19 protein-coding genes and 1 pseudogene are annotated in these 20,633 nt (G+C 42.1%); 1 reads left to right on the forward strand and 19 read right to left on the reverse strand.

Features of this window, described 5'->3' with window-relative positions; genetic code table 11:
• Positions 1 to 18: 18 nt before the first annotated feature.
• The 16 genes and pseudogenes from ACLV7H_RS05835 to gyrA form a co-directional block, all read right to left on the reverse strand.
• Positions 19 to 648 (reverse strand): hypothetical protein, encoded by a 630-nt coding sequence (locus ACLV7H_RS05835; RefSeq protein ID WP_411866631.1) that lies wholly within the window; start codon positions 646 to 648, stop codon positions 19 to 21.
• A 143-nt stretch (positions 649 to 791) separates the two neighbouring features.
• Positions 792 to 2,615 (reverse strand): translation elongation factor 4, encoded by a 1,824-nt coding sequence (gene lepA / locus ACLV7H_RS05840; protein ID WP_045591143.1) that lies wholly within the window; start codon positions 2,613 to 2,615, stop codon positions 792 to 794.
• 78 nt (positions 2,616 to 2,693) lie between these two features.
• Positions 2,694 to 3,422: a metallophosphoesterase family protein gene (locus tag ACLV7H_RS05845; RefSeq protein WP_411866632.1), complete on the reverse strand. Its 729-nt coding sequence runs from the start codon at positions 3,420 to 3,422 to the stop codon at positions 2,694 to 2,696.
• A complete protein-coding gene (recN, locus tag ACLV7H_RS05850; protein WP_411866633.1) occupies positions 3,423 to 5,090 on the reverse strand; it encodes a DNA repair protein RecN in 1,668 nt (555 codons plus the stop codon).
• 6 nt (positions 5,091 to 5,096) lie between these two features.
• Positions 5,097 to 5,528: an arginine repressor gene (locus ACLV7H_RS05855; protein ID WP_001034408.1), complete on the reverse strand. Its 432-nt coding sequence runs from the start codon at positions 5,526 to 5,528 to the stop codon at positions 5,097 to 5,099.
• Positions 5,521 to 6,336: a TlyA family RNA methyltransferase gene (locus ACLV7H_RS05860; protein ID WP_045591136.1), complete on the reverse strand. Its 816-nt coding sequence runs from the start codon at positions 6,334 to 6,336 to the stop codon at positions 5,521 to 5,523. The genes ACLV7H_RS05855 and ACLV7H_RS05860 overlap by 8 nt, the downstream gene beginning before the upstream one ends.
• On the reverse strand, positions 6,329 to 7,204 hold the full coding sequence (locus ACLV7H_RS05865) for a polyprenyl synthetase family protein (RefSeq protein ID WP_045591134.1): 876 nt from the start codon (positions 7,202 to 7,204) through the stop codon (positions 6,329 to 6,331). The genes ACLV7H_RS05860 and ACLV7H_RS05865 overlap by 8 nt, the downstream gene beginning before the upstream one ends.
• Positions 7,201 to 7,413 (reverse strand): exodeoxyribonuclease VII small subunit, encoded by a 213-nt coding sequence (locus ACLV7H_RS05870; RefSeq protein ID WP_045591132.1) that lies wholly within the window; start codon positions 7,411 to 7,413, stop codon positions 7,201 to 7,203. The genes ACLV7H_RS05865 and ACLV7H_RS05870 overlap by 4 nt, the downstream gene beginning before the upstream one ends.
• Complete coding sequence (gene xseA, locus ACLV7H_RS05875) at positions 7,391 to 8,731, reverse strand: exodeoxyribonuclease VII large subunit (RefSeq protein ID WP_045591129.1); 1,341 nt, start codon at positions 8,729 to 8,731, stop codon at positions 7,391 to 7,393. The genes ACLV7H_RS05870 and xseA overlap by 23 nt, the downstream gene beginning before the upstream one ends.
• Positions 8,732 to 8,859: 128 nt before the next feature.
• Positions 8,860 to 9,498 carry a uridine kinase gene (gene udk / locus ACLV7H_RS05880; protein WP_045591120.1) on the reverse strand — a complete coding sequence of 213 codons (639 nt, stop codon included), beginning with the start codon at positions 9,496 to 9,498 and terminating at the stop codon, positions 8,860 to 8,862.
• Between the two features lie 110 nt (positions 9,499 to 9,608).
• A complete protein-coding gene (gene truB, locus ACLV7H_RS05885; protein WP_045591118.1) occupies positions 9,609 to 10,487 on the reverse strand; it encodes a tRNA pseudouridine(55) synthase TruB in 879 nt (292 codons plus the stop codon).
• Positions 10,488 to 10,545: 58 nt separating this feature from the next.
• Positions 10,546 to 11,820: a DUF2130 domain-containing protein gene (locus ACLV7H_RS05890; protein WP_411866634.1), complete on the reverse strand. Its 1,275-nt coding sequence runs from the start codon at positions 11,818 to 11,820 to the stop codon at positions 10,546 to 10,548.
• Between the two features lie 93 nt (positions 11,821 to 11,913).
• Positions 11,914 to 13,194: an O-acetylhomoserine aminocarboxypropyltransferase/cysteine synthase family protein gene (locus ACLV7H_RS05895; protein WP_411866635.1), complete on the reverse strand. Its 1,281-nt coding sequence runs from the start codon at positions 13,192 to 13,194 to the stop codon at positions 11,914 to 11,916.
• A gap of 149 nt (positions 13,195 to 13,343) precedes the next feature.
• A pseudogene (locus ACLV7H_RS05900) lies at positions 13,344 to 14,141 on the reverse strand (formate/nitrite transporter family protein).
• 211 nt (positions 14,142 to 14,352) lie between these two features.
• Entirely contained in the window at positions 14,353 to 15,099 is a 747-nt protein-coding gene (locus ACLV7H_RS05905) for a class A sortase (protein WP_045591112.1), read from the reverse strand.
• Complete coding sequence (gene gyrA / locus ACLV7H_RS05910; RefSeq protein ID WP_045591110.1) at positions 15,099 to 17,567, reverse strand: DNA gyrase subunit A; 2,469 nt, start codon at positions 17,565 to 17,567, stop codon at positions 15,099 to 15,101. Before gyrA ends, ACLV7H_RS05905 begins: the two co-directional genes overlap by 1 nt.
• Before the next feature lie 194 nt (positions 17,568 to 17,761).
• Between gyrA and ACLV7H_RS05915 the strand changes: the two genes are divergently transcribed.
• Positions 17,762 to 18,748, forward strand: a complete 987-nt coding sequence (locus ACLV7H_RS05915; RefSeq protein ID WP_411866636.1) for an L-lactate dehydrogenase — start codon at positions 17,762 to 17,764, stop codon at positions 18,746 to 18,748.
• Positions 18,749 to 19,135: 387 nt separating this feature from the next.
• Here ACLV7H_RS05915 and ACLV7H_RS05920 read toward each other — a convergent pair whose 3' ends face one another.
• Genes ACLV7H_RS05920 through ACLV7H_RS05930 form a run of 3 tightly spaced genes read right to left on the reverse strand, consistent with a single transcriptional unit; the run spans position 19,136 to position 20,633 of the window.
• Positions 19,136 to 20,104 (reverse strand): autolysin, encoded by a 969-nt coding sequence (locus ACLV7H_RS05920; RefSeq protein WP_411866637.1) that lies wholly within the window; start codon positions 20,102 to 20,104, stop codon positions 19,136 to 19,138.
• 3 nt (positions 20,105 to 20,107) lie between these two features.
• Positions 20,108 to 20,338: a phage holin gene (locus tag ACLV7H_RS05925; RefSeq protein ID WP_411866638.1), complete on the reverse strand. Its 231-nt coding sequence runs from the start codon at positions 20,336 to 20,338 to the stop codon at positions 20,108 to 20,110.
• Between the two features lie 13 nt (positions 20,339 to 20,351).
• Complete coding sequence (locus tag ACLV7H_RS05930; protein ID WP_036756718.1) at positions 20,352 to 20,633, reverse strand: hypothetical protein; 282 nt, start codon at positions 20,631 to 20,633, stop codon at positions 20,352 to 20,354.

Here is a 20,633-nt window from a genome sequence, read left to right on the forward strand (position 1 = left end):
GAATCTTCTTTTTTTCATTTATTCAGCTTTAGCTTTAGTATTTGACCAGCTACTTTCAACCATCGGTAAGATTGTTTTTAAAGTTTCCCCATCCCCTTCAAGTGAAACATAGCGGATTTTACCATCATTTGATCGGAAAACCCAAGTAACGAGGTATTTCCCTGACTTAGCAATTGCATTGACAACATAGGCTTCATAACCTCCAATGGTCGATTTGGAGCCCCAAACCTTACTGAAATCAGAGCTTTGTTCTTTGGAAGTTAAAATACAAGATGAGACAGCCACAACATCCAGTTTAGCATATTCTTCTTCGCTGATATTAAACTGCTCAGCCTTGAAGGTATTCAGCGTAACAATGTTGATATCTGTTCCATCACTATACTGTATATCATTTCCACCTTCTACTTCATGGAATCGAACCCATGATTTGGGTACCTTGACAAAACCATATTCATTCGAACCAATGATTTGCGTCTCTTCCTTTTTCGCTTCAGAAACGTCAGAGCTAGAGCTACTCGTTTCCTGACTGCTAGAAGAACTAACAACTGCAGACGAACTTTCTTCGGTTGCTGTTTGTGATTTATTGGAGCATGAAGCTAGAAAAACACTAGCAGTAACTACAGTACCTAAAATTAATAATTTTTTCATCCTACCACCTTTCCATCTGCATTATAAGAAAAATAAGAACTTCTGTCAAATTCTAACCTAATCTGTTCTGTTAGTTTCCGATTTTATCGCTCTCATTTAAAACAAAACTCTTGAAAAATCTTCAAGAGTTTTGTTTTTTATTTCTATTCTTCATCCATGCTTAAGACGCTAAGGAAGGCTTCTTGTGGGACTTCTACTGATCCAATAGCCTTCATGCGTTTCTTACCAGCTTTTTGTTTTTCAAGGAGTTTGCGTTTACGAGAAACGTCACCACCGTAACACTTGGCAAGTACGTTCTTACGAAGGGCCTTGATATCCGTACGAGCCACGATTTTGTGTCCAATAGCTGCTTGAATCGGCACTTCAAATTGTTGGCGAGGGATGATTTTCTTGAGCTTATCAACGATGAGTTTCCCACGTTCGTAGGCAAAGTCCTTGTGAACGATAAAGCTAAGGGCATCAACTTTGTCTCCATTGAGAAGGATATCCATTTTGACTAACTTAGACGGACGGTACTCTGACAATTCATAGTCAAAGCTTGCGTAACCACGTGTCGAAGACTTGAGCTTATCAAAAAAGTCAAAGACGATTTCAGCAAGTGGAATTTGATAGATGACATTGACACGATTATCATCAATATAGTCCATGGTCACAAAATCCCCACGTTTGCGTTGAGCCAATTCCATCACCGCTCCAACAAACTCCTGCGGAACCATGATTTGCGCCTTGACATACGGCTCTTCAATAGTCGCAATCTTGGTTGGGTCTGGAAACTCTGATGGGTTAGACACATCCATAGACTCACCATCAGTTTGGTTAACCTTATAGATAACAGACGGAGCTGTCATGATGAGGTCGATGTTAAACTCACGTTCTAAACGCTCTTGGATAACATCCATATGGAGAAGCCCAAGGAATCCACAACGGAAACCAAATCCCAGCGCCTGCGATGTTTCTGGTTCAAACTGCAGACTGGCATCGTTGAGCTGCAATTTTTCAAGGGCTTCACGAAGGTCATTGTACTTGTTTGATTCGATCGGGTAAAGACCTGCAAAGACCATAGGATTCATCTGCTTATAGCCATCCAATGGCTCTGCGGCAGGATTGCTTGCTAGGGTCACTGTATCTCCGACACGCGTGTCTTGAACCGTCTTGATGGAAGCTGCAATATAACCAACGTCACCTGTCGCTAGGAAATCGCGCCCGACTGCTTTCGGCGTGAAAATACCAACTTCGGTCACATCAAATGTCTTGCCATTGCTCATAAGCTGAATCTTATCGCCAGGTTTAACCACTCCGTCCATAACACGAACTTGGAGAATAACCCCGCGGTAGGCGTCATAGACCGAGTCGAAAATTAAGGCTTTTAATGGAGCTGAAACATCACCAGTTGGTGCTGGCACTTTTTCTACGATTTGTTCGAGAATTTCTTCAATACCAATACCAGCTTTGGCTGAAGCTAAGACAGCTTCGCTGGCATCTAGTCCGATGACATCCTCAATCTCTGTACGAACACGCTCTGGATCAGCAGCTGGTAGATCAATCTTGTTAATGACTGGCAGAATTTCCAAATCATTGTCCAATGCTAGATAAACGTTGGCAAGAGTTTGCGCCTCAATCCCTTGGGCCGCATCAACCACCAAAATCGCTCCTTCACAGGCAGCTAGCGAACGTGAAACTTCGTAAGTAAAGTCCACGTGCCCAGGTGTGTCTATCAAGTGAAAAATATAGGTCTCACCATCTTTTGCAGTGTAATTGAGCTCAATGGCATTAAGTTTGATGGTAATCCCACGTTCACGCTCAAGATCCATACTATCCAAAAGTTGGGCTTGCATTTCACGACTAGAAACTGTCTCCGTCTTTTCCAAAATGCGGTCTGCCAGCGTTGACTTCCCGTGGTCAATATGGGCGATAATAGAGAAGTTTCGAATCTTCTCCTGTCGTTGTTTCAATTCTTCTAAGTTCATGCTGCTCTTCCTTTCAGGGTATCTATTAATTATAAATTGTTTTTAACATTTTGACAAGACCATACCCTGCTAGGAGTACTAATCTTCGGCAATAAAGCCATCATTTTCGATAAAGTGGTGTTCTGTCATTCCTTGGTCTGTAAAGACGATTCCATGAAGGACACCACCATAGACAGCTCCTCCATCCATGCCAATCTTGCCATCTTCTGTAATCCAAAGCTCAGCTGTACCTCGGTCTTGCTTGAGCAAACCATAAACTGGTGTATGCCCAAAGACAATGGTTTTTCCGGTATGATTTTCGGCTTCGTGGAATGGCTTTCTGATCCAGACTTTCTTGTAATCAGTTGTTTCATGCCAATCATCCAAGGTCAAATCAATACCAGCATGAACAAAGATATACTTGTCTGTCTCTACTACAAATGGCATCTGACGAATAAATTCGACCAAGTCTGCCGCTTCAGTCGCAACACGCTTGGCATCTTCTACGCCATCAACTGGTGCATCCAAGGGACGACCTAAAATTGAGTTAATAGTTGTATCTCCACCATTGCGACGATAATGGTCATAGCTTTCCTCTGGATCATCGAGCCAAGTCAGAAACATATACTCGTGATTTCCTGATAGACAGATAGCCCCTTGATTGTCCACCAAGTCTTTGACCATTTCCAGAACACGGCGACTATTTTCACCACGGTCAATCAAATCCCCTAGAAAGAGCAACTGGGTCTGACCATCCCATGTTTTGAGAAGGTCTTCCAGCATACCTGCTTTCCCGTGAACATCTCCAATTACATAATAGTCTGTCATTTATTCCTTCCTCGTTTGCAATAATTCTCTAGCTTGGGTAAGGGCCGCTTCGGTTACATTTTCCCCAGCCAACATTTTAGCGACTTCCTCTACTCGCTCTTCTAAAGTCAAGAGACGAACCGTCGACACCGTTGAGTGCTCATCGCTAATCTTCTCAATAAAGAATTGATAATCCGCGATGGCAATTACTTGTGGAAGGTGAGAAATAGCAAGAACCTGACCATGCTGGCCAATCTTATGAATCTTTTGAGCGATGGCTTGGGCCACGCGACCTGAAACTCCAGTATCCACCTCATCAAAGACAATACTGGTCTTACCTTCCTTACGAGAAAAGGCAGATTTAATAGCTAGCATGAGGCGGGATAATTCCCCACCGGACGCAACTTTAACCAAGGGTTTAAAGTCTTCACCAGGGTTGGTGGAAATGTAAAACTCGACCGTTTCATTCCCCTCACGACTAAATTTGCCCTTGCTAAAGCGAACCTGGAATTGAGCCTTCTCCATATAGAGATCTTGCAGTTCTTGTTTAATCTCTGCCTCAAGCTGCTGGGCCAAGTCATGGCGAGCAGATGCTAGCTGGCCTGCCAAATCAACAAGATTAACTTCCAATTTCTTGAGCTCTGCTTCCATGTCTTCGGAAGAAAGGTTATTTCCAGTTAAGAGATTGTACTCATCCGTAATCTTGGCAAAATAAAGCAGAACATCATCCACAGTTCCACCATACTTGCGGGTAATAGTATTCAGAAGATCTAGGCGATTCTCAACCTGCATGAGGCGATTGCCATCAAAATCCAAGTCATCAATAATATCTTCCAAACGCTTTGTAATATCTTCTAAAACATAGTATGTTTCTGATAGAGAACTTGAAATTTCACGGTATTCAGGGTCGTATTCTTCAACACTTTCCATGTCATTCATTGCTGAACGGACATTAGCAAGACTGGAGAATTCCTCATTGTCCAACATGCTATAGGCATTGGTTAGCGTATCCGCAATATTTTTATGATTGAGGAGTTTATCTCGTTCTTGGTTGAGAGCCAAGTCTTCACCAGCCTGCAAGTTTGCTGCCTCAATCTCTGCCATTTGAAATTCCAACATCTCAATACGAGCCTTGTGTTCCTGCTGGTTTTTCTTGACTTCCAAAACCTGCTTGCGCATTTTGCGATAGGCATCAAAGCTCGTCTGATAAGTCTCCTTCAAGTCCAAGAAAGCAGCATCACCAAACTCATCCAGCATCTGGATGTGCAGTTGAGGACGCATTAACTCCTCTTGGTCATGTTGACCATGGATATCGACAAGGTGTTGCCCAATAGCACGCAAGACAGAAAGATTGACCATCTGACCATTCACACGACTAACACTACGACCATTTTGCAAAATTTCCCGGCGGATGATAATTTCATCACCCATTTCCAAACCTTGCTCTTCAAAAAGTTCCTGTAAAAGGCGACTATTTTCAACTGAGAAAAGTCCCTCTATCTCTGCCTTAGGAGCACCGTGACGAATAACGTCTGTCGTTGCACGAGCCCCCAACATGAGATTCATAGCGTCGATAATGATAGACTTTCCAGCACCCGTTTCCCCGGTCAAAACAGTCATACCCTTTTCAAAATTGAGGGAAATCGCCTCAATAATGGCAAAGTTTTTTATCGAAATTTCAAGTAACATACTGACCTACCATTTTTTGACTTGTTCAACAATTTCTTCGGCTGCCTCTGCTGTTCTAGCTACAATTAGGATAGAATCATCATCAGCTAGACAGCTAAAAATCTGTTCAGGAAATGCTTCAACCAACTGACTCTTCACAAAAATAGTATTTCCAGGAATGACAGAAAGGTTGATCATATTTCCCATTAACTCAGAACTCACAATATTGTCCTCAGCCAACTGCAAACTTTTGACGATTGATTTTGGCAACTCATAGATATAGGTGTTGTTCTTCAAAGGAATTTTAACAATTCCAAGCTCTTTGATGTCCCTTGAGACAGTAGCTTGAGTAGCAGAAATACCTGCTTCCCTCAAGTACTCAACAATTTCTTCCTGAGTCCCGATCTGATAATCCGTAACAAATCTTCTAATTTTTTCAAGTCTCTCTTTTTTATTCATCTTTAAATTCTCTATGTGCTCTCTCTACAACTTTTTCTATTTCAGGTGCAACTTGGTTACTTGCTCCCTCTTCCTTTTTCAAATATGCCAGAAATTCGATGTTCCCATGTCCTCCTTGGATTGGTGAATAGTCTAATCCAATCACAGAAAAACCTTGTTCAACCGCCATAGCAGTGACAGATTCAAGGACAGTTTGATGAACCTTGGCATCGCGAATGATTCCATTTTTCCCGATTTGCTCACGACCTGCTTCAAACTGAGGTTTGACAAGTGCTACCACCTGCCCTTGATCTGCCAAAACACGGTGCAAGGCAGGTAGGATTAAACTTAGGGAAATGAAACTCACATCAATACTGGCAAAACTTGGTTCCTGTTCAAAGTCAGTCTTTTCAGCATAACGAAAATTAAACTGCTCCATGCTGACAACCCGTGGGTCTTGGCGTAATTTCCAAGCCAACTGATTGGTACCGACATCGACTGCAAATACTAACTCAGCACCATTTTGCAGCATGACATCGGTGAAGCCTCCGGTAGAAGCACCAATATCAATCGTGGTTGCGCCGTCCACTGATAAATCAAAGACCTGCAAGGCCTTCTCCAGTTTTAGACCACCACGACTGACATACTTGAGTTTTTCACCTTTGAGTTTTAGCTCAGTGTCGTCTGGAATTTTCTCTCCTGGTTTGTCAAAACGCTCCCCATTAAGAACTGCTACGACTAGACCAGCCATGACACCTCGCTTGGCTTGTTCGCGTGTTTCAAACAAGCCCTGTTTATAAGCTAGTACATCCACTCTTTCCTTAGCCATTGATTCTCAAACTTTCTACTACTTTCACAATCGGCTCTGTTTCAAAGGGAACCTGATGGGCAATTTCCTCTAGTTTTGCATTAGCTTGATCCAAGGTTTGGTTGCAAAAGGCAATGGACTCTTCCAAACCCAACAAGGCTGGGTAGGTTGATTTTTCAGCCTGCAAATCCTTTTGTGGAGTCTTCCCGATTTCCTCAAAACTAGCTGTCACATCCAGAACATCATCTCGAACTTGAAAGGCAAGTCCGATTAATTCACCAACCGTTTTCAGTTTTGCTTGGATTTCTGGTGCTAATTCAGCTATGATAGCAGCTGCTTGGAAAGGATAGGCAAGTAACTTACCTGTTTTATTAGCATGAATGGTCTGAAGTTCTTCCAAGGACAAGTGCTGACGTTCACCCTCCATATCCAGAACCTGCCCTGCCACCATGCCCAAACTACCTGACGCAAGGGATAAGTTGGCTATCAAGTCCACCTTGATCTGACTTGGCAAATCTGCCTGCGCAATCAAGGCATAGGGATCTAGGAACAAGGCATCTCCTGCCAAAATTGCCATCGCTTCGCCAAATTTCTTATGATTAGTCAACCGTCCCCGACGGTAATCGTCATCATCCATGGCAGGAAGATCATCGTGAATCAAGCTCCCTGTATGAATCATTTCCAAGGCCGCGGCTACCTGAGCATGTGCTGGTCTAATAGTAACATGCAAGGATTCCAGAACCTCTAGCAAGAGAAAAGGCCGAATTCTCTTGCCACCAGCATGAATGGAATAGAGAACAGCTTCTCGTAAACTAGAAGCAAACTGCTTGTCTCCATAAAAATCTTCCAAAGCCGACTCAACAAGAACTAATTTTTCTTGCTTCTTCATTCGAAATCACTTTCTGTTCCGTCTTCTTGCATGACCTTGACCAATGTCTTTTCAGCCTTGTCCAGCGTCGCTTGGAGCTCTTTTGTCAAGACCATACCCTTTTGAAAGGCCGCAATCGCATCTTCTAAGGCAATTTCACCATTTTCCAAACTTTGGACAATGGTCTCCAGTTCTGCTAGATTTTCCTCAAATTTCTTTTGTTTTGACATCTTTAACCTCTAATTCTACTTGACCATCTCGCATCAAAAGCGTTACTTGGTCTTTTTTATTCAACATCTCAACAGAATCGACTACTGACTCTTCTTTTTTGACAATAGCATAACCACGCGCCACTATTCGACTGGTATCCAACATCAGTAGAGCTTCTGAAAGTCTCTTGACTTCAGCAACCTTGGCATCATAAACCAGCGCCATTTGGCTACGTAGGAGCTTGTCCAACTGACCAAGTTGGTCCTGATAGCGTTGGATTTTGGTAACAGGTGATAACTGGACTAGTCGATGCGTCCGTGCTTGGACTAGCTGTTTATTATCAGAAATCCGTGTTCGCAAACTTTGTTTTAAGCGCAGCTGCAGTTGGTCCAAGCGTTGCAAATAACCATCATACAAGCGCTCTGGCTGTCTAAAGATGACTAACTGACTGCATTTTTTTAGAGCTTCTTTTTTTCTTGACAAGACATTTTGTACAGCTGTCGTCATCCGTTTTTCTTGATTTTGCAAATGGGTCAAGAGATCCAACTTAGTGACAGGTGTTGCCAGTTCTGCTGCAGCTGTTGGTGTCGCAGCCCGACGATCCGCTACAAAATCTGCCAAGGTCACATCCGTCTCATGCCCCACACTAGAGATGACTGGCAAACGGGATTCAAAAATAGCCCGTACCACGATCTCTTCGTTAAAAGCCCAGAGATCCTCAATGGAACCCCCACCACGACCAATGATGAGAACATCTAGGTCCTCACGTTGATTGGCACGCGCAATATTTCGAGCAATTTCCTCCGCAGCTCCATCACCTTGTACCTTGGTCGGATAGAGAAGGATATCAACACCTGGAAAGCGCCTGCTGACAGTCGTGATGATATCTCGAATAACAGCTCCACTGCGACTGGTTACCACACCGATTCGCTTAGCAAACTGGGGAAGAGGTTGCTTGAAACGTTCTTGAAACAGACCTTCTTCCGTCAATTTTTTCTTAAGTTGTTCAAACTGAATCGCAAGCGCCCCGACCCCATCAGGCTCAGCCTTTTCAATGATGATGGAGTAGCTCCCGCTCGGTTCATAGATTTGCACACGCCCAATCACATTGATCTTCATCCCTTCTTCGAGGTCGAAGCCTAATTTCTGATAAATCCCTGACCAGATGGTTGCTTGAATGACTGCGTGGTCATCTTTTAGGGAGAAATATTGGTGAGTAGGTCGTTTACGAAAGTTGGAAACTTGACCAGTTAAATAGACCCGTTCCAAGTAAGGGTCTTTATCGAATTTCATTTTCAGATACTTGGTCAAAGTTGTTACCGATAAATACTTTTCCATCTCCACCTACTATTCATTTTCTTGCTTTTCCATGGGTATTATTATACCAAAAACATGCTTAAAAATCACCTTTTTCCTACCGAAACTAAAGGAAAAATAGAAAAAGGAGGATAGGCCTCCTCATCTGATTATTTGCTGTTACGAGCTTCTTCCAAAATCTTGGAAATTTTGGTTGTCAAAAGGTCGATAGCGACTGTATTGCTGACTCCCTCAGGAATAACGATATCGGCATAACGCTTGGTCGGCTCGATAAACTGGTGGTACATGGGTTTGACCACACCTAAATACTGGTCAATCACGCTATCCAAGCTACGACCACGCTCCTCCATATCACGCTTGATACGACGAATAATGCGCACATCATCATCTGTATCCACAAAAATCTTGATATCCATCAAATCGCGCAGACGCTTGTCCTCCAATACCAGAATCCCCTCAACGATAAAGACATCCTGAGGCTCCTGACGATAGGTCTTGCTACTCCGCGTATGCTCTGTATAGTCATAAGTTGGAATGTCCACCGGACGTCCTGCCAACAATTCCTTAATCTGCTCAATCATCAAGTCTGTATCAAAGGCAAATGGATGGTCGTAGTTGGTTTTGACACGCTCTTCAAAGGTCAAGTGAGACTGATCCTTGTAGTATGAATCGTGCTCAATCATGGAAATCTTTTCATCAGGAAAGTGCGATAAAATGGCTCTTGAAACACTGGTTTTTCCTCCACCAGAACCACCTGTCACTCCGATAATGATTGGTCTATTTTGCATGCTATCCTCCGTTTTTTTATCCGTGGTCTATTCTATCACATTTTTTGCAAAATTTATAGTCTGATTTGGATAGTCTAGGGGAAACAAATCCATCCCACACTCCAGTTAGACTAGCCAAAAACCTTTCTTGGTTTGTAGAAATTGTCCCTTTTTTCTAGAATAGCTAGCAATTTGTCTCCCTCAAAGGCAGCCAATTCTTGGTCTGTTTGGTCTAACTCGATAAAACGACCAAAGCGAATTTCTGTAGCTTGTTCTGGAGTTAGGGTAACTTTAACAAGATCCCCCGTTCCAATCTCTAGAGGATGGAGAAAGTCCAACTGACCAGCCTCCACTTTTGCAGCAATTTCGTCCAAGGTAAGAGCATCTTCCAGTTGTAAACCTGCAGCACTGGTTCGAGTCAGATGCGACATATGGGCCGCATAACCAAGCTTCTCTCCCAAGTCAACTGACAAGGTACGGATATAGGTTCCCTTACCGCATTTTACACGAAAAGTAAAGCGTGCAAGATGACCCTCATAAGAAATCGGACTAGTCCGCTCAAATTGATAAATAGTCACCTGACGTTCTGGACGCTCCACTTCCTGACCAGCACGCGCATACTCATAGAGCTTACGCCCATTTACCTTGACAGCTGAGTACATGGGAGGAATCTGTTTGATAGCCCCAGTCAGGCTGGCAATCGCTTCATCAACAATGGTTTCATCCAAGGGAGACAAAATAGGAGTCTCCGTGACCACTTCTCCACTTGCATCCTCGGTCGTCGTTGAATAGCCAAGAGTGATTTCTCCCTCATAGACCTTGCCCTCGTCCTGCATAAACTCGACCATGCGGGTCGCCTTGCCAATTGCGATAGGCAAAACACCCACCACATCCGGATCCAAGGTCCCACCATGACCAATCTTCTTGGTTCCCAAAATCTTACGCAGCTTAAAAACCGCGTCATGCGAGGTCATCCCCGCTTCTTTTTTTAAGTTGATAATACCGTTCATGTGTTGCTTTCTCACTCTCCCTTTTTTAAGTTGATAATACCGTTCATGTGTTGCTTTCTCACTCCCCCTTCAGCGCTTCAAATTTCGCTTTCATGGTTGGATTTTTTCGGGTCAATTTTTTAACTGAAACATCTTCTAATTTATTATTTGCGAGGCGGAGTTGGTTTTCGGATGTGGTTAGGAATTTTTTGACCTCTTCCATGCGTTTGATGGCCTTGTCGATCTCATCAATAGCTTTGCCAAAGTTGGTCGAAGCAGAGTTGTAGTTCTTGGCAAAGGCTAGTTTAAAGGCGTCCAAATCTTCCTCAAAATGCGTGATATCAATATTCTGCTCCCGAACCAAGGCCAACTCTTGTTTGTATTTTAGGGAATTAAGCGCCGCATTTCTCAAAAGCCCAATCAACTGAATAAAGAACTGAGGACGGACCACATACATCTTTTCATACTCGTGACTGACATCAACAATCCCTGTATTAAAGTAGTCGTTATCTGCTTCTAGCATGGTCACCAGAACCGCATATTCGCAGTTTTTCTCCCGACGGTCCTTGTCCAATTCCTTATAGAAATCGGCATTCTTGTGCTTCTTCTCTGTTCCATCCGCTTCATTTTTCATCTCAAACATGATGGAAATAAATTCCAGCCCATTTTCATCAAAATCACGGAAGATGAAGTCTCCTTTAGAACCACGCGCTGAAATCTTATTGTCCTTTTCAAAGTAAGCATTTGGAAAGGCAAAACTACGAACCTTGTTAAATTCACTCTCTGCATACTGTTCCAGACTTTCCCCGATAGCTTTTGTGGATTGTTGGGCTTTGAAATTCTTATAAAATTCGACTTGCTCACTGGCTGCCTTAAGCTGGGCTTCGTAATTCTGCTTAACAGAAGCCAAAGACAGCTCATTTTCTTTTTCTTGCAAGAGGAGCTGGTTTTTGACCTGATCCCGTTCTTTTTCTAAGTCAGAGAGGGTCTTTTGCAGTTGATTTTCATGCTTCAAACGCAAGGTAGCCAGTTGGTTTTCCAAGGCCTGTACTTCCTTGTCTTTAGCCAATAAAGCCTCATGACTTGTTTGTTCAACCTCTTTCTTAGCGAGTTCTTTCTCTGTATCAAAGTTTTGGATTTGACTCTGTAATTGCGCAATTTCTTTGTCTTTTTGAGCCAGTTTAGTCTGTTGCTCATTCATGGCCTTTTGCTCAGCCAAGGCCAATTCCTGCTTCATGCGATCGTGTAATTCTTTATCAAACTCAGCCGTTCTCACTTGGGATAAAAGTTCGGCATACTGGCTCTCATTTACTGTAAAGACTTCCCCACAGTTGGGACATTTAATTTCGTTCATATCTTTCCTCTTCTAGACTTCTGTAACCATTATATCATGCTTGAGGGAAAATCAAAAACAGTGAGTTGAAACCCACTGTTTATATCGGTTACTTTAAATTTTTTCCAAGGCCAAGCGCAAATCTTCAATCAAATCCTCTACATTTTCAAGACCGATAGACAAGCGGATTTGGTTTGGTGTGACACCTGCTGCTTCTAAATCTTTTTCTGACAACTGACCGTGAGTGGTTGTCGCGGGATGGACAACAAGAGATTTGGCATCTGCTACGTTTGCAAGGTCAGAGAAGATTTCCAAATTATCAATCACCTTGCGAGCTTCTGCCTCTCCACCTTTAACATGGAAGGTAAAGATTGAACCCACACCTTTTGGCAAATATTTCTCAGCCAAGGCATGGTAAGGACTGTCAACTAGTTTTGGATAATTTACTTTTTCAACCTTAGGATGATTGACAAGGAAATCAACAATTTTCTCTGCATTTTGCACGTGACGTTCAACTCGAAGAGAGAGAGTTTCAAGCCCTTGGAGCAAGAGAAAGGCATTAAATGGAGACAAGGCAGCACCTGTATCACGGAGCAATTGAACACGAACAGCGATAATAAAGGCTGCTGACCCAACATCACGAGTATAACTCAAGTTATGGTAACTTGGATCTTCCTCAACAAATTGAGGGAATTTCCCTGATGCCTCCCAGTCAAAACGACCACTATCGACAATTACTCCACCAATAGTCGTACCATGCCCACCGATAAACTTAGTTGCTGAGTGAATGGCAATATCTACACCGTGAGAGAAGACGTTAATCAAATATGGTGTGGCAAAAGTATTGTCTGAAACGAGAGGAATCTTGTGTTTATGCGCAATCTCAGCCAATTTTTCCAAGTCAGGAATGTTAATCAAGGGATTCCCTAAGGTTTCAATCAAGACAAGTTTGGTATTGTCATTAATAGCTGCCTCCACTTCTTCCAAATTATCCACATCGACAAAGGTTGTTGTGATTCCATAACGAGGAAGGGTTTCTTTCAAGAGATTGAAGGTTCCACCGTAAATAGTTGACGCTGCCACCACATGGTCACCTGCGTGAGCAAGCGCTAAAATAGTGTAGGTTACAGCAGCCATACCTGATGCTGTTGCTAGCGCTCCAACACCACCTTCAAGAGCAGCAATTCTTTCCTCAAAGGCTGCTGTTGTAGGGTTTGTGATACGAGTATAAATGTTCCCTGGTTTTCTCAAGGCAAACAAATCGGCACCTTCCTGTGTATCATCAAAAACGAAGGATGTTGTTTGATAAATCGGTACTGCACGAGATTTAGTCGCTGGATCAACTACTTGCCCAGCATGTAATTGTAGGGTTTCAAATTTAAAATCACGAGTCATAAGACGACCTCCAAATAGCTTCATTAGGGATATTGTATCATCTTGTACCAGTCTTTTCCAATACCGTTTTTCTATATTTTGATATAAGGAACAACTATGACTAGTCATACATATCAAACAAAAAAGCACGATTCACTCGTGCTCGTTTTTTAATCTACATAAGTATCTTCGTTTTTGTTGAGGAAAGCATAAGGCAAGCCCATCAAGAGACCTCCTCCGATAAAGTTCCCGACAAAGGTTACACCCCAGTGTCGAAGAATATTAGGTATGTCAAAGTTAGCAATAGAATCAGCTGCAACACTGAACTTAACAATCGCAAAAGAAGCAAAGTTCGCAGCAATGTGTTCGTTTGTTAAGAATACAAACATGTAAATTGCTGATAAGACAAGCCAAAGTTTGGCTCCACCGTCTTTCACCAAAACAAATGAAAGAATGGCAATGTTTACAAAGATATTGGCTAAAATACCTTCAAGTAAGACTAACTCATTCGAACGGCCTAACTTCATCTCTACAACCCCTGAAATGAAGCTATCATGTGTCAGATTTGCATAGGCTGCTGAATGGGCAAAGCCCCAACCTGCAATCAAAGCTCCGATAAGGTTGAACAAGGTACAGTAAAGTAAAATCTCAGCTGTTTTTCTCCAAGAGATTTTTTTCAAGAAACTACCAGCTGTTAAAAACATCATATTTGAAGTTACTAGCTCAGCATTCAAGAAAACAATGTAGGCCAATCACCAAGCAAAAACAAATGGGAAGAGAAAACGTCCACTACCTGGAGCGATCTTATTAATCAAGTCAGCCCCAACTGCGCCCGCAGCAGTACTAAATGTTAGAAAAGCACCTGCAAACATGGAACGAATCGCATACTTAAACTTACTCTGGCTATACAGACTTTCTTTCTTCTTGCAAGCAAATTCAATCTTTGAGATAAATTCTGAAGAGACCATAAAAAACTCCTAAAACTTTTATTTGTGATAATTATAACATAATTCTTGTTTTCTAGAAAGCGTTTTCTGTAAAATTCTAAAATATTTATCTTAAAAATCTTTGTCAAAATCTTTATCGTGAGGCTTACAAACCTTTTTCATAAGAACTATTTTGATTCTATTTGTTCATATAAAAAACCAGTGAAATAGCACTTCACTGGTTCATTCATTCTTAATATCGTTGTCTATACGGTTGATTAAATGCCTTCAAAATATCCTCAGAAGTCTCAGAATAAGCTTTTGATTCTTTAAAGATACCTTTGACGATTATACGCTCGGTTTCATCATAATCAACACAAGTAACCAAAGTAATCTCCTGCACACCAATACGATCATCGATTTCATCTACACGGTCTGGTGTAACACGTTTTACTTCTGTAATCTCATAAGTATAAACTTTATCCTTATCAGTCAGATAAATTTTCATACCTGCTTTGGCATTGACCAAAGGTGAGAAGAGCATTTGACTGGCATTTTCAGCAGTAAAGATATGGTGACTTGCTAGAGAATAGTTCCCTTCTCCCATTTTTTGATCTGGTTTCATGGTCCCTGCTCCGTAGAACAAGTTTACATTATCCAACCCTTTAAAAATCGGTAAGTTAATCTCCACTTCAGGAATAGCAATACCTCCAATAACGGGAAGTTTCTGAGCATCCCATTGTGAAGCCAATACAGCTTCAGATGAAATAGACTTAACAGAGTCAAAATCAAAATTCCCTTCGGTTTTTAGATTTTCATCTATATTTTCCCTAGTGACTTGATTGACTTGGTATTTATTAGTATTCCAGACCAAAAAGAGATCACGAATCTTTGAATTAAAAATTAAAGCTAGCGATAAAAGAATTAAGAAACCTGCTAAAATATTGATAAATAGATTTCTACGCTTATTATTTTTATTTTTCGTTTTTTTATGAGACATTATGCTTCACCTTCTGTTTCAATTTCAGTCCCAACTTCTTCTTTTTCTGCCGCAGCAACCGTTGTAAAGGTCACAATCTTAGCATCCTGATCTAGACGCATCACCTTAACTCCCATAGTTGAGCGTCCAGTTTGTGAAATATTGGCAACGTTTGTTCGAATCATGACCCCTGTATCCGTGATAATCATCAGGTCTTCATCCCCCTTAACAGTGAGGAGACCTGCCAGAGGACCATTTTTCTCAGCAACATTGGCTGTCTTCATCCCTTTACCACCACGGCCTTTAGTTGGATATTCAGTAGCAAGTGTACGTTTACCATATCCTTTTTCAGTGATGATAAGAACTTCGTCTTGATTTGTAATCACGCTAGCACCAACTACTGTGTCTCCATCACGAAGATTGACTCCTCGAACACCTGTCGCGATACGACTCATGCCACGAACAGCTGATTGATTAAAGCGAACAGCATAACCATACTTGGTACCAATGATAATATCCGTATCTTCTTCTGTCAGCAAGACATTGATCAACTCATCCTCATCCTTGAGATTCAAGGCTTTCAGTCCATTTTGACGAATATTAGCGAACTCTTTGACACTGGTTCTCTTCACAATACCGTGACGAGTTGTAAAGAAGAGATAAGCGTCATCACTACGTTCAGACTCAACGTTGATGATGGTCTGAATGCTCTCACCTTCGTCCAACTTCAATAGATTGACAACTGGTAAGCCCTTAGCAGTACGACCGTATTCAGGGATTTCATAACCTTTTAGTCGGTATACGCGTCCTTTATTGGTAAAGAAAAGCAAATAATCGTGGGTACTGGTTGAAACCAACTCACGCACAAAGTCATCATCCTTTACACCCGTACCTTGGACTCCTCGCCCACCACGTTTTTGAGCAGTGAATTCACCTTGGTCCAAACGTTTGATATAGCCCTTGTTAGATAGGGTAATCAAGACATCAGTTTCTTCAATCAAATCTTCATCTTCAAGAGTTAGGACTTCTCCGATCATCAACTCCGTACGACGCTGGTCACCAAACTTGCGTTTGACTTCGTCCAATTCTTCTTTGATAATTTGCGCCACGCGCTCAGGTTTGGCAAGAATATCAGACAAATCTGCAATCAAGGCAATCAATTCATCATATTCAGACTGAATCTTATCACGTTCCAATCCTGTCAAACGACGAAGACGCATATCAAGAATAGCTTGACTTTGACGTTCAGAAAGCTTGAACTTGCTCATCAACTCAGTTTGCGCTTCCGCATCTGTTTCACTGGCACGAATGATACGAATCACTTCATCGATATGGTCAAGCGCGATTAAAAGACCTTCTAAGATGTGCGCACGCGCCTCTGCCTTTTCCTTGTCAAAACGAGTACGACGAACGACCACTTCTTTTTGGTGCTCGATATAAGCATCCAAAATTTGACGAAGGGACAAGATTTTTGGCACACCATTTTGAATCGCCAACATGTTGAAACCAAAGTTGGTTTGCATCTGCGTCATCTTGAAGAGGTTGTTAAGGATAACGTTGGCAGAGGCGTCGCGTTTAACCTCGATTACAAAGCGAACGCCTTCACGGTTGGACTCATCACGTACGGCTGTAATGCCCTCAATTCGTTTCTCCTGAACCAAGCGAACAATATGCTCGTGTACCTTGGTTTTATTAACCATATAAGGGAATTCCGTTACAACGATGCGCTCACGACCCGTCTTAGTGGTTTCAATTTCTGTACGAGAACGAAGGACAATGGAACCTTTACCAGTCTCATAAGCCTTATGAATACCTGATTTCCCCATGACAAGAGCACCGGTTGGAAAATCTGGACCAGGCAAGACTTCCATCAAGTCCTTAGTCGTCACTTCAGGATTATCCATAACCAACTTCACTGCATCAATGGTTTCACCCAAGTTATGAGGTGGAATATTGGTTGCCATCCCAACAGCGATACCAGTTGCCCCATTGACCAAAAGGTTTGGAAAACGAGCCGGCAAAACCAAGGGTTCACGTTCGTTAGCATCGTAGTTATCTACGAAATCAACGGTGTTTTTATTGATATCACGAAGCATTTCAAGAGCAATCTTGCTCATACGTGCCTCAGTGTACCGTTGCGCGGCAGCACCATCCCCGTCCATAGAACCAAAGTTTCCATGCCCATCAACAAGCATGTAACGGTAGCTCCACCACTGGGCCATACGAACCATGGCTTCGTAAATAGAGGAATCTCCGTGCGGGTGGTATTTACCCATAACATCCCCTGTAATACGGGCTGACTTTTTATGAGGTTTGTCTGGTGTAACACCTAGTTCATTCATTCCGTAAAGAATACGACGATGAACAGGTTTTAAGCCATCTCGAACATCAGGAAGGGCCCGCGCAACGATTACGCTCATGGCGTAGTCGATAAAGCTGGTCTTCATCTCCTTTGTCAGATTGACATTCACTAAATTTCTATCCTGCATTCATAAATGCCTCATTTCACTATTAGTAATTAGATATATTATACCATAATTCGTTCTTCATTTCAGTCTTCTGAGACCACTAAAACGTTTACATACTTATCCCGAAGGTATATCCGTGACAAAGCTTAGCAAAAGTGATAGAATGAAAACAAATGGGGTTTCCCCTTAATAAAATAAAGGAGATGTTTAGACAAATGACAGCAACTAAACAACACAAAAAAGTTATCCTCGTCGGTGACGGTGCCGTAGGTTCATCTTACGCTTTTACCCTCGTAACACAAGGAATTGCACAAGAACTTGGTATCATTGAAATTCCTCAATTGTTTGAAAAAGCAGTTGGTGATGCTGAAGACCTTAGCCACGCGCTAGCTTTTACTTCACCTAAAAAAATCTATGCAGCTAAGTACGAAGACTGTGCGGATGCAGACCTTGTAGTTATCACTGCTGGTGCTCCACAAAAACCAGGTGAAACTCGTCTTGATCTTGTTGGTAAAAACCTTGCTATCAACAAATCAATTGTTGAACAAGTTGTTGCATCTGGATTTGACGGTATCTTCCTTGTTGCTGCTAACCCAGTTGACGTCTTGACATACTCAACATGGAAATTCTCAGGTTTCCCTAAAGAACGCGTTATCGGTTCAGGTACTTCACTTGACTCAGCTCGTTTCCGTCAAGCCCTTGCTGAAACTATCGGTGTTGATGCACGTTCAGTTCACGCCTACATCATGGGTGAACACGGTGACTCTGAGTTTGCTGTTTGGTCACACGCTAACGTTGCAGGTGTTAAATTGGAACACTGGTTGCAAGCTAACCGTGACTTGAATGAAGCTGACCTTGTTGAACTCTTCATCTCAGTTCGTGATGCAGCTTACTCAATCATCAACAAAAAAGGTGCTACTTATTACGGTATCGCCGTTGCCCTTGCTCGTATCACTCGTGCTATCCTTGACGATGAAAATGCGGTGCTACCACTTTCTGTATTCCAAGAAGGTCAATACGGTGTTGAAAACGTCTTTATCGGTCAACCTGCTATCGTTGGTGCACACGGTATCGTTCGTCCAGTAAACATCCCATTGAACGATGCTGAAACTCAAAAAATGCAAGCATCTGCAAAAGAATTGCAAGCAATTATTAATGAAGCATGGAAAAACCCTGAATTCCAAGCAGCTTCTAAAAACTAATGAAAAGAAGGTTCTCATCCATGGGAGCCTTTTTCTTTTGCCCCCAAAATACCCCAAAGCAACAAAAAAAGCCTATCGACCAAGCAATGAAGCTTGATACAATATGCTTTTTAAAGTGTCATTATTTAACAGCGTCTTTAAGACATAAACATATATCGTAGCTATATAATAGAAGAAAGTTATAAAAAATAAGAATAAGTACGTTTAAAAACTAGTTTAGTTTTATAGGAAGAAATATATAAGTTTTAAACTTATGCCCTAAAAATGCCCCAAATTTCATTTCTCAATTTGTGGGGCATTTTTATTTTTAAACTACTTTCAGAGCAAACAAAAAAACCGCAAGCCTGAGCCTGCGGTTAGTGTAATCTATTTGAAAGCCTTTCTGTTTTATTTTTCTTCTTTTGGTTTGTCAACTACGGTCACAAGACCATTTGGTTCAGTTTTGAAAGCTGGATCTGTGTGAAGTTCACCGTTCGCCTTCAAGTAATACCATCCGTCACCTGATTTGACGAATTGTTTAGATAACATATATCCGTCTTTTTCTTCCATGAAATACCAGATTTCACGATATTTAACCCAGCCAGTAGCCATGCGGCCATCTGATTTGAAGAAATACCAGCGATGGTTGAGGAACATCCAGCCTGTGACCATTGCGCCACGCTTGTCAAGATAGAACCAGTCTTTACCATCATTAAACCAACGGTTAATTAAGCAATAGCCATGTTCATCAAAGTAGAACCATTCGTTGTTGATTTGTTTCCAGCGGTTTGTAGGATAAGAGCCATCTGACTCCTCCCACCACCAACCAGTGGCATTCTGGCGCCATCCAGCTTCAGTAGAGATACCACCTTCAATATCATTTTTAAATTGTTCACGACTAATGCCCCATTTGGCTAAATAAGGATATGGATCCACATGGTCTGAGTAATTGCGAGGTTGGTTGTATGTGCAATATTGATGAGTCTTGATGCCTGCAAGGCTATCAGAGTCCAGCGTTTTAGGAATCCCTGCTTCATCAGCAAGGTTCCGCAAAAGCTCAACGTAGAGCTTGTAATCACGTATGAACTCTTCTTTTGTTTCATGACTTTCAATCAGCTCAACTTGACCGTATCCTTCTACGTTCCAGCCACCACCTACATCGTAGGCCCCCATGTCTGTATACCAGGTCTGCATCACACGTCCGTTGCCGACAACATGCGAGAAAAATCCTGAATCAACAGGACGACGCATGTGGTAGTCTGCTTCATTTTGTGCGGTTGAGTTTGGGTTGCCCGTTGAGTGAGCGTGAATTTGTCTGTATGGTTGTTCTCCAACTTGCGGTAAATCAGTTCGTAGTCTGCTTGTGTCAATTTCCATGGTCTAGTCCTCACTCGGTTCTTGATAGTCAAGGGCGCGTTTGCTGTCAGAAATTCCTGCAGTTGTTGGGTCGTTGACAACGCCAATCAAGACAAGGATGTAAACGAATGTGTTCACACCGTCCTGAAAGTTTTTGGGGATTTCAAGACCAAACTGCTGAGCCATGAGAAAGATTGCTCCCAATAGAGCAATGAGTGTTGTTTTATTTTGCAAGCGCAATTTCCAGTTAATCATTTTATTTCTCCTTTTACTGTTGTTTATTTTGAATCAAGCTTTTAAGCTCTCTTACATCCTCACCAAGAGATTTTACTTGCTCAGCTAGGACCAAGATAGCTTTGTTCTGCTCATCGTGATTATCGAGCCTTTTATTGGCTGATGTTTTGAATTCGTTCAGATTTTCGATATCTTTCTCTAAAATCGTAAGGCGATTCTCTTGCTTGGTTGCTTTATCTTTCATCGAAAAATAAAGACCAATCACAGGAATGAGGGTGATAAAGATCTGTACGAGAAATCGTTCATACCCTGGCAT

The organism is Streptococcus oralis (genome assembly GCF_965111685.1).
Classification (GTDB): Bacteria; Bacillota; Bacilli; order Lactobacillales; family Streptococcaceae; genus Streptococcus; species Streptococcus oralis_B.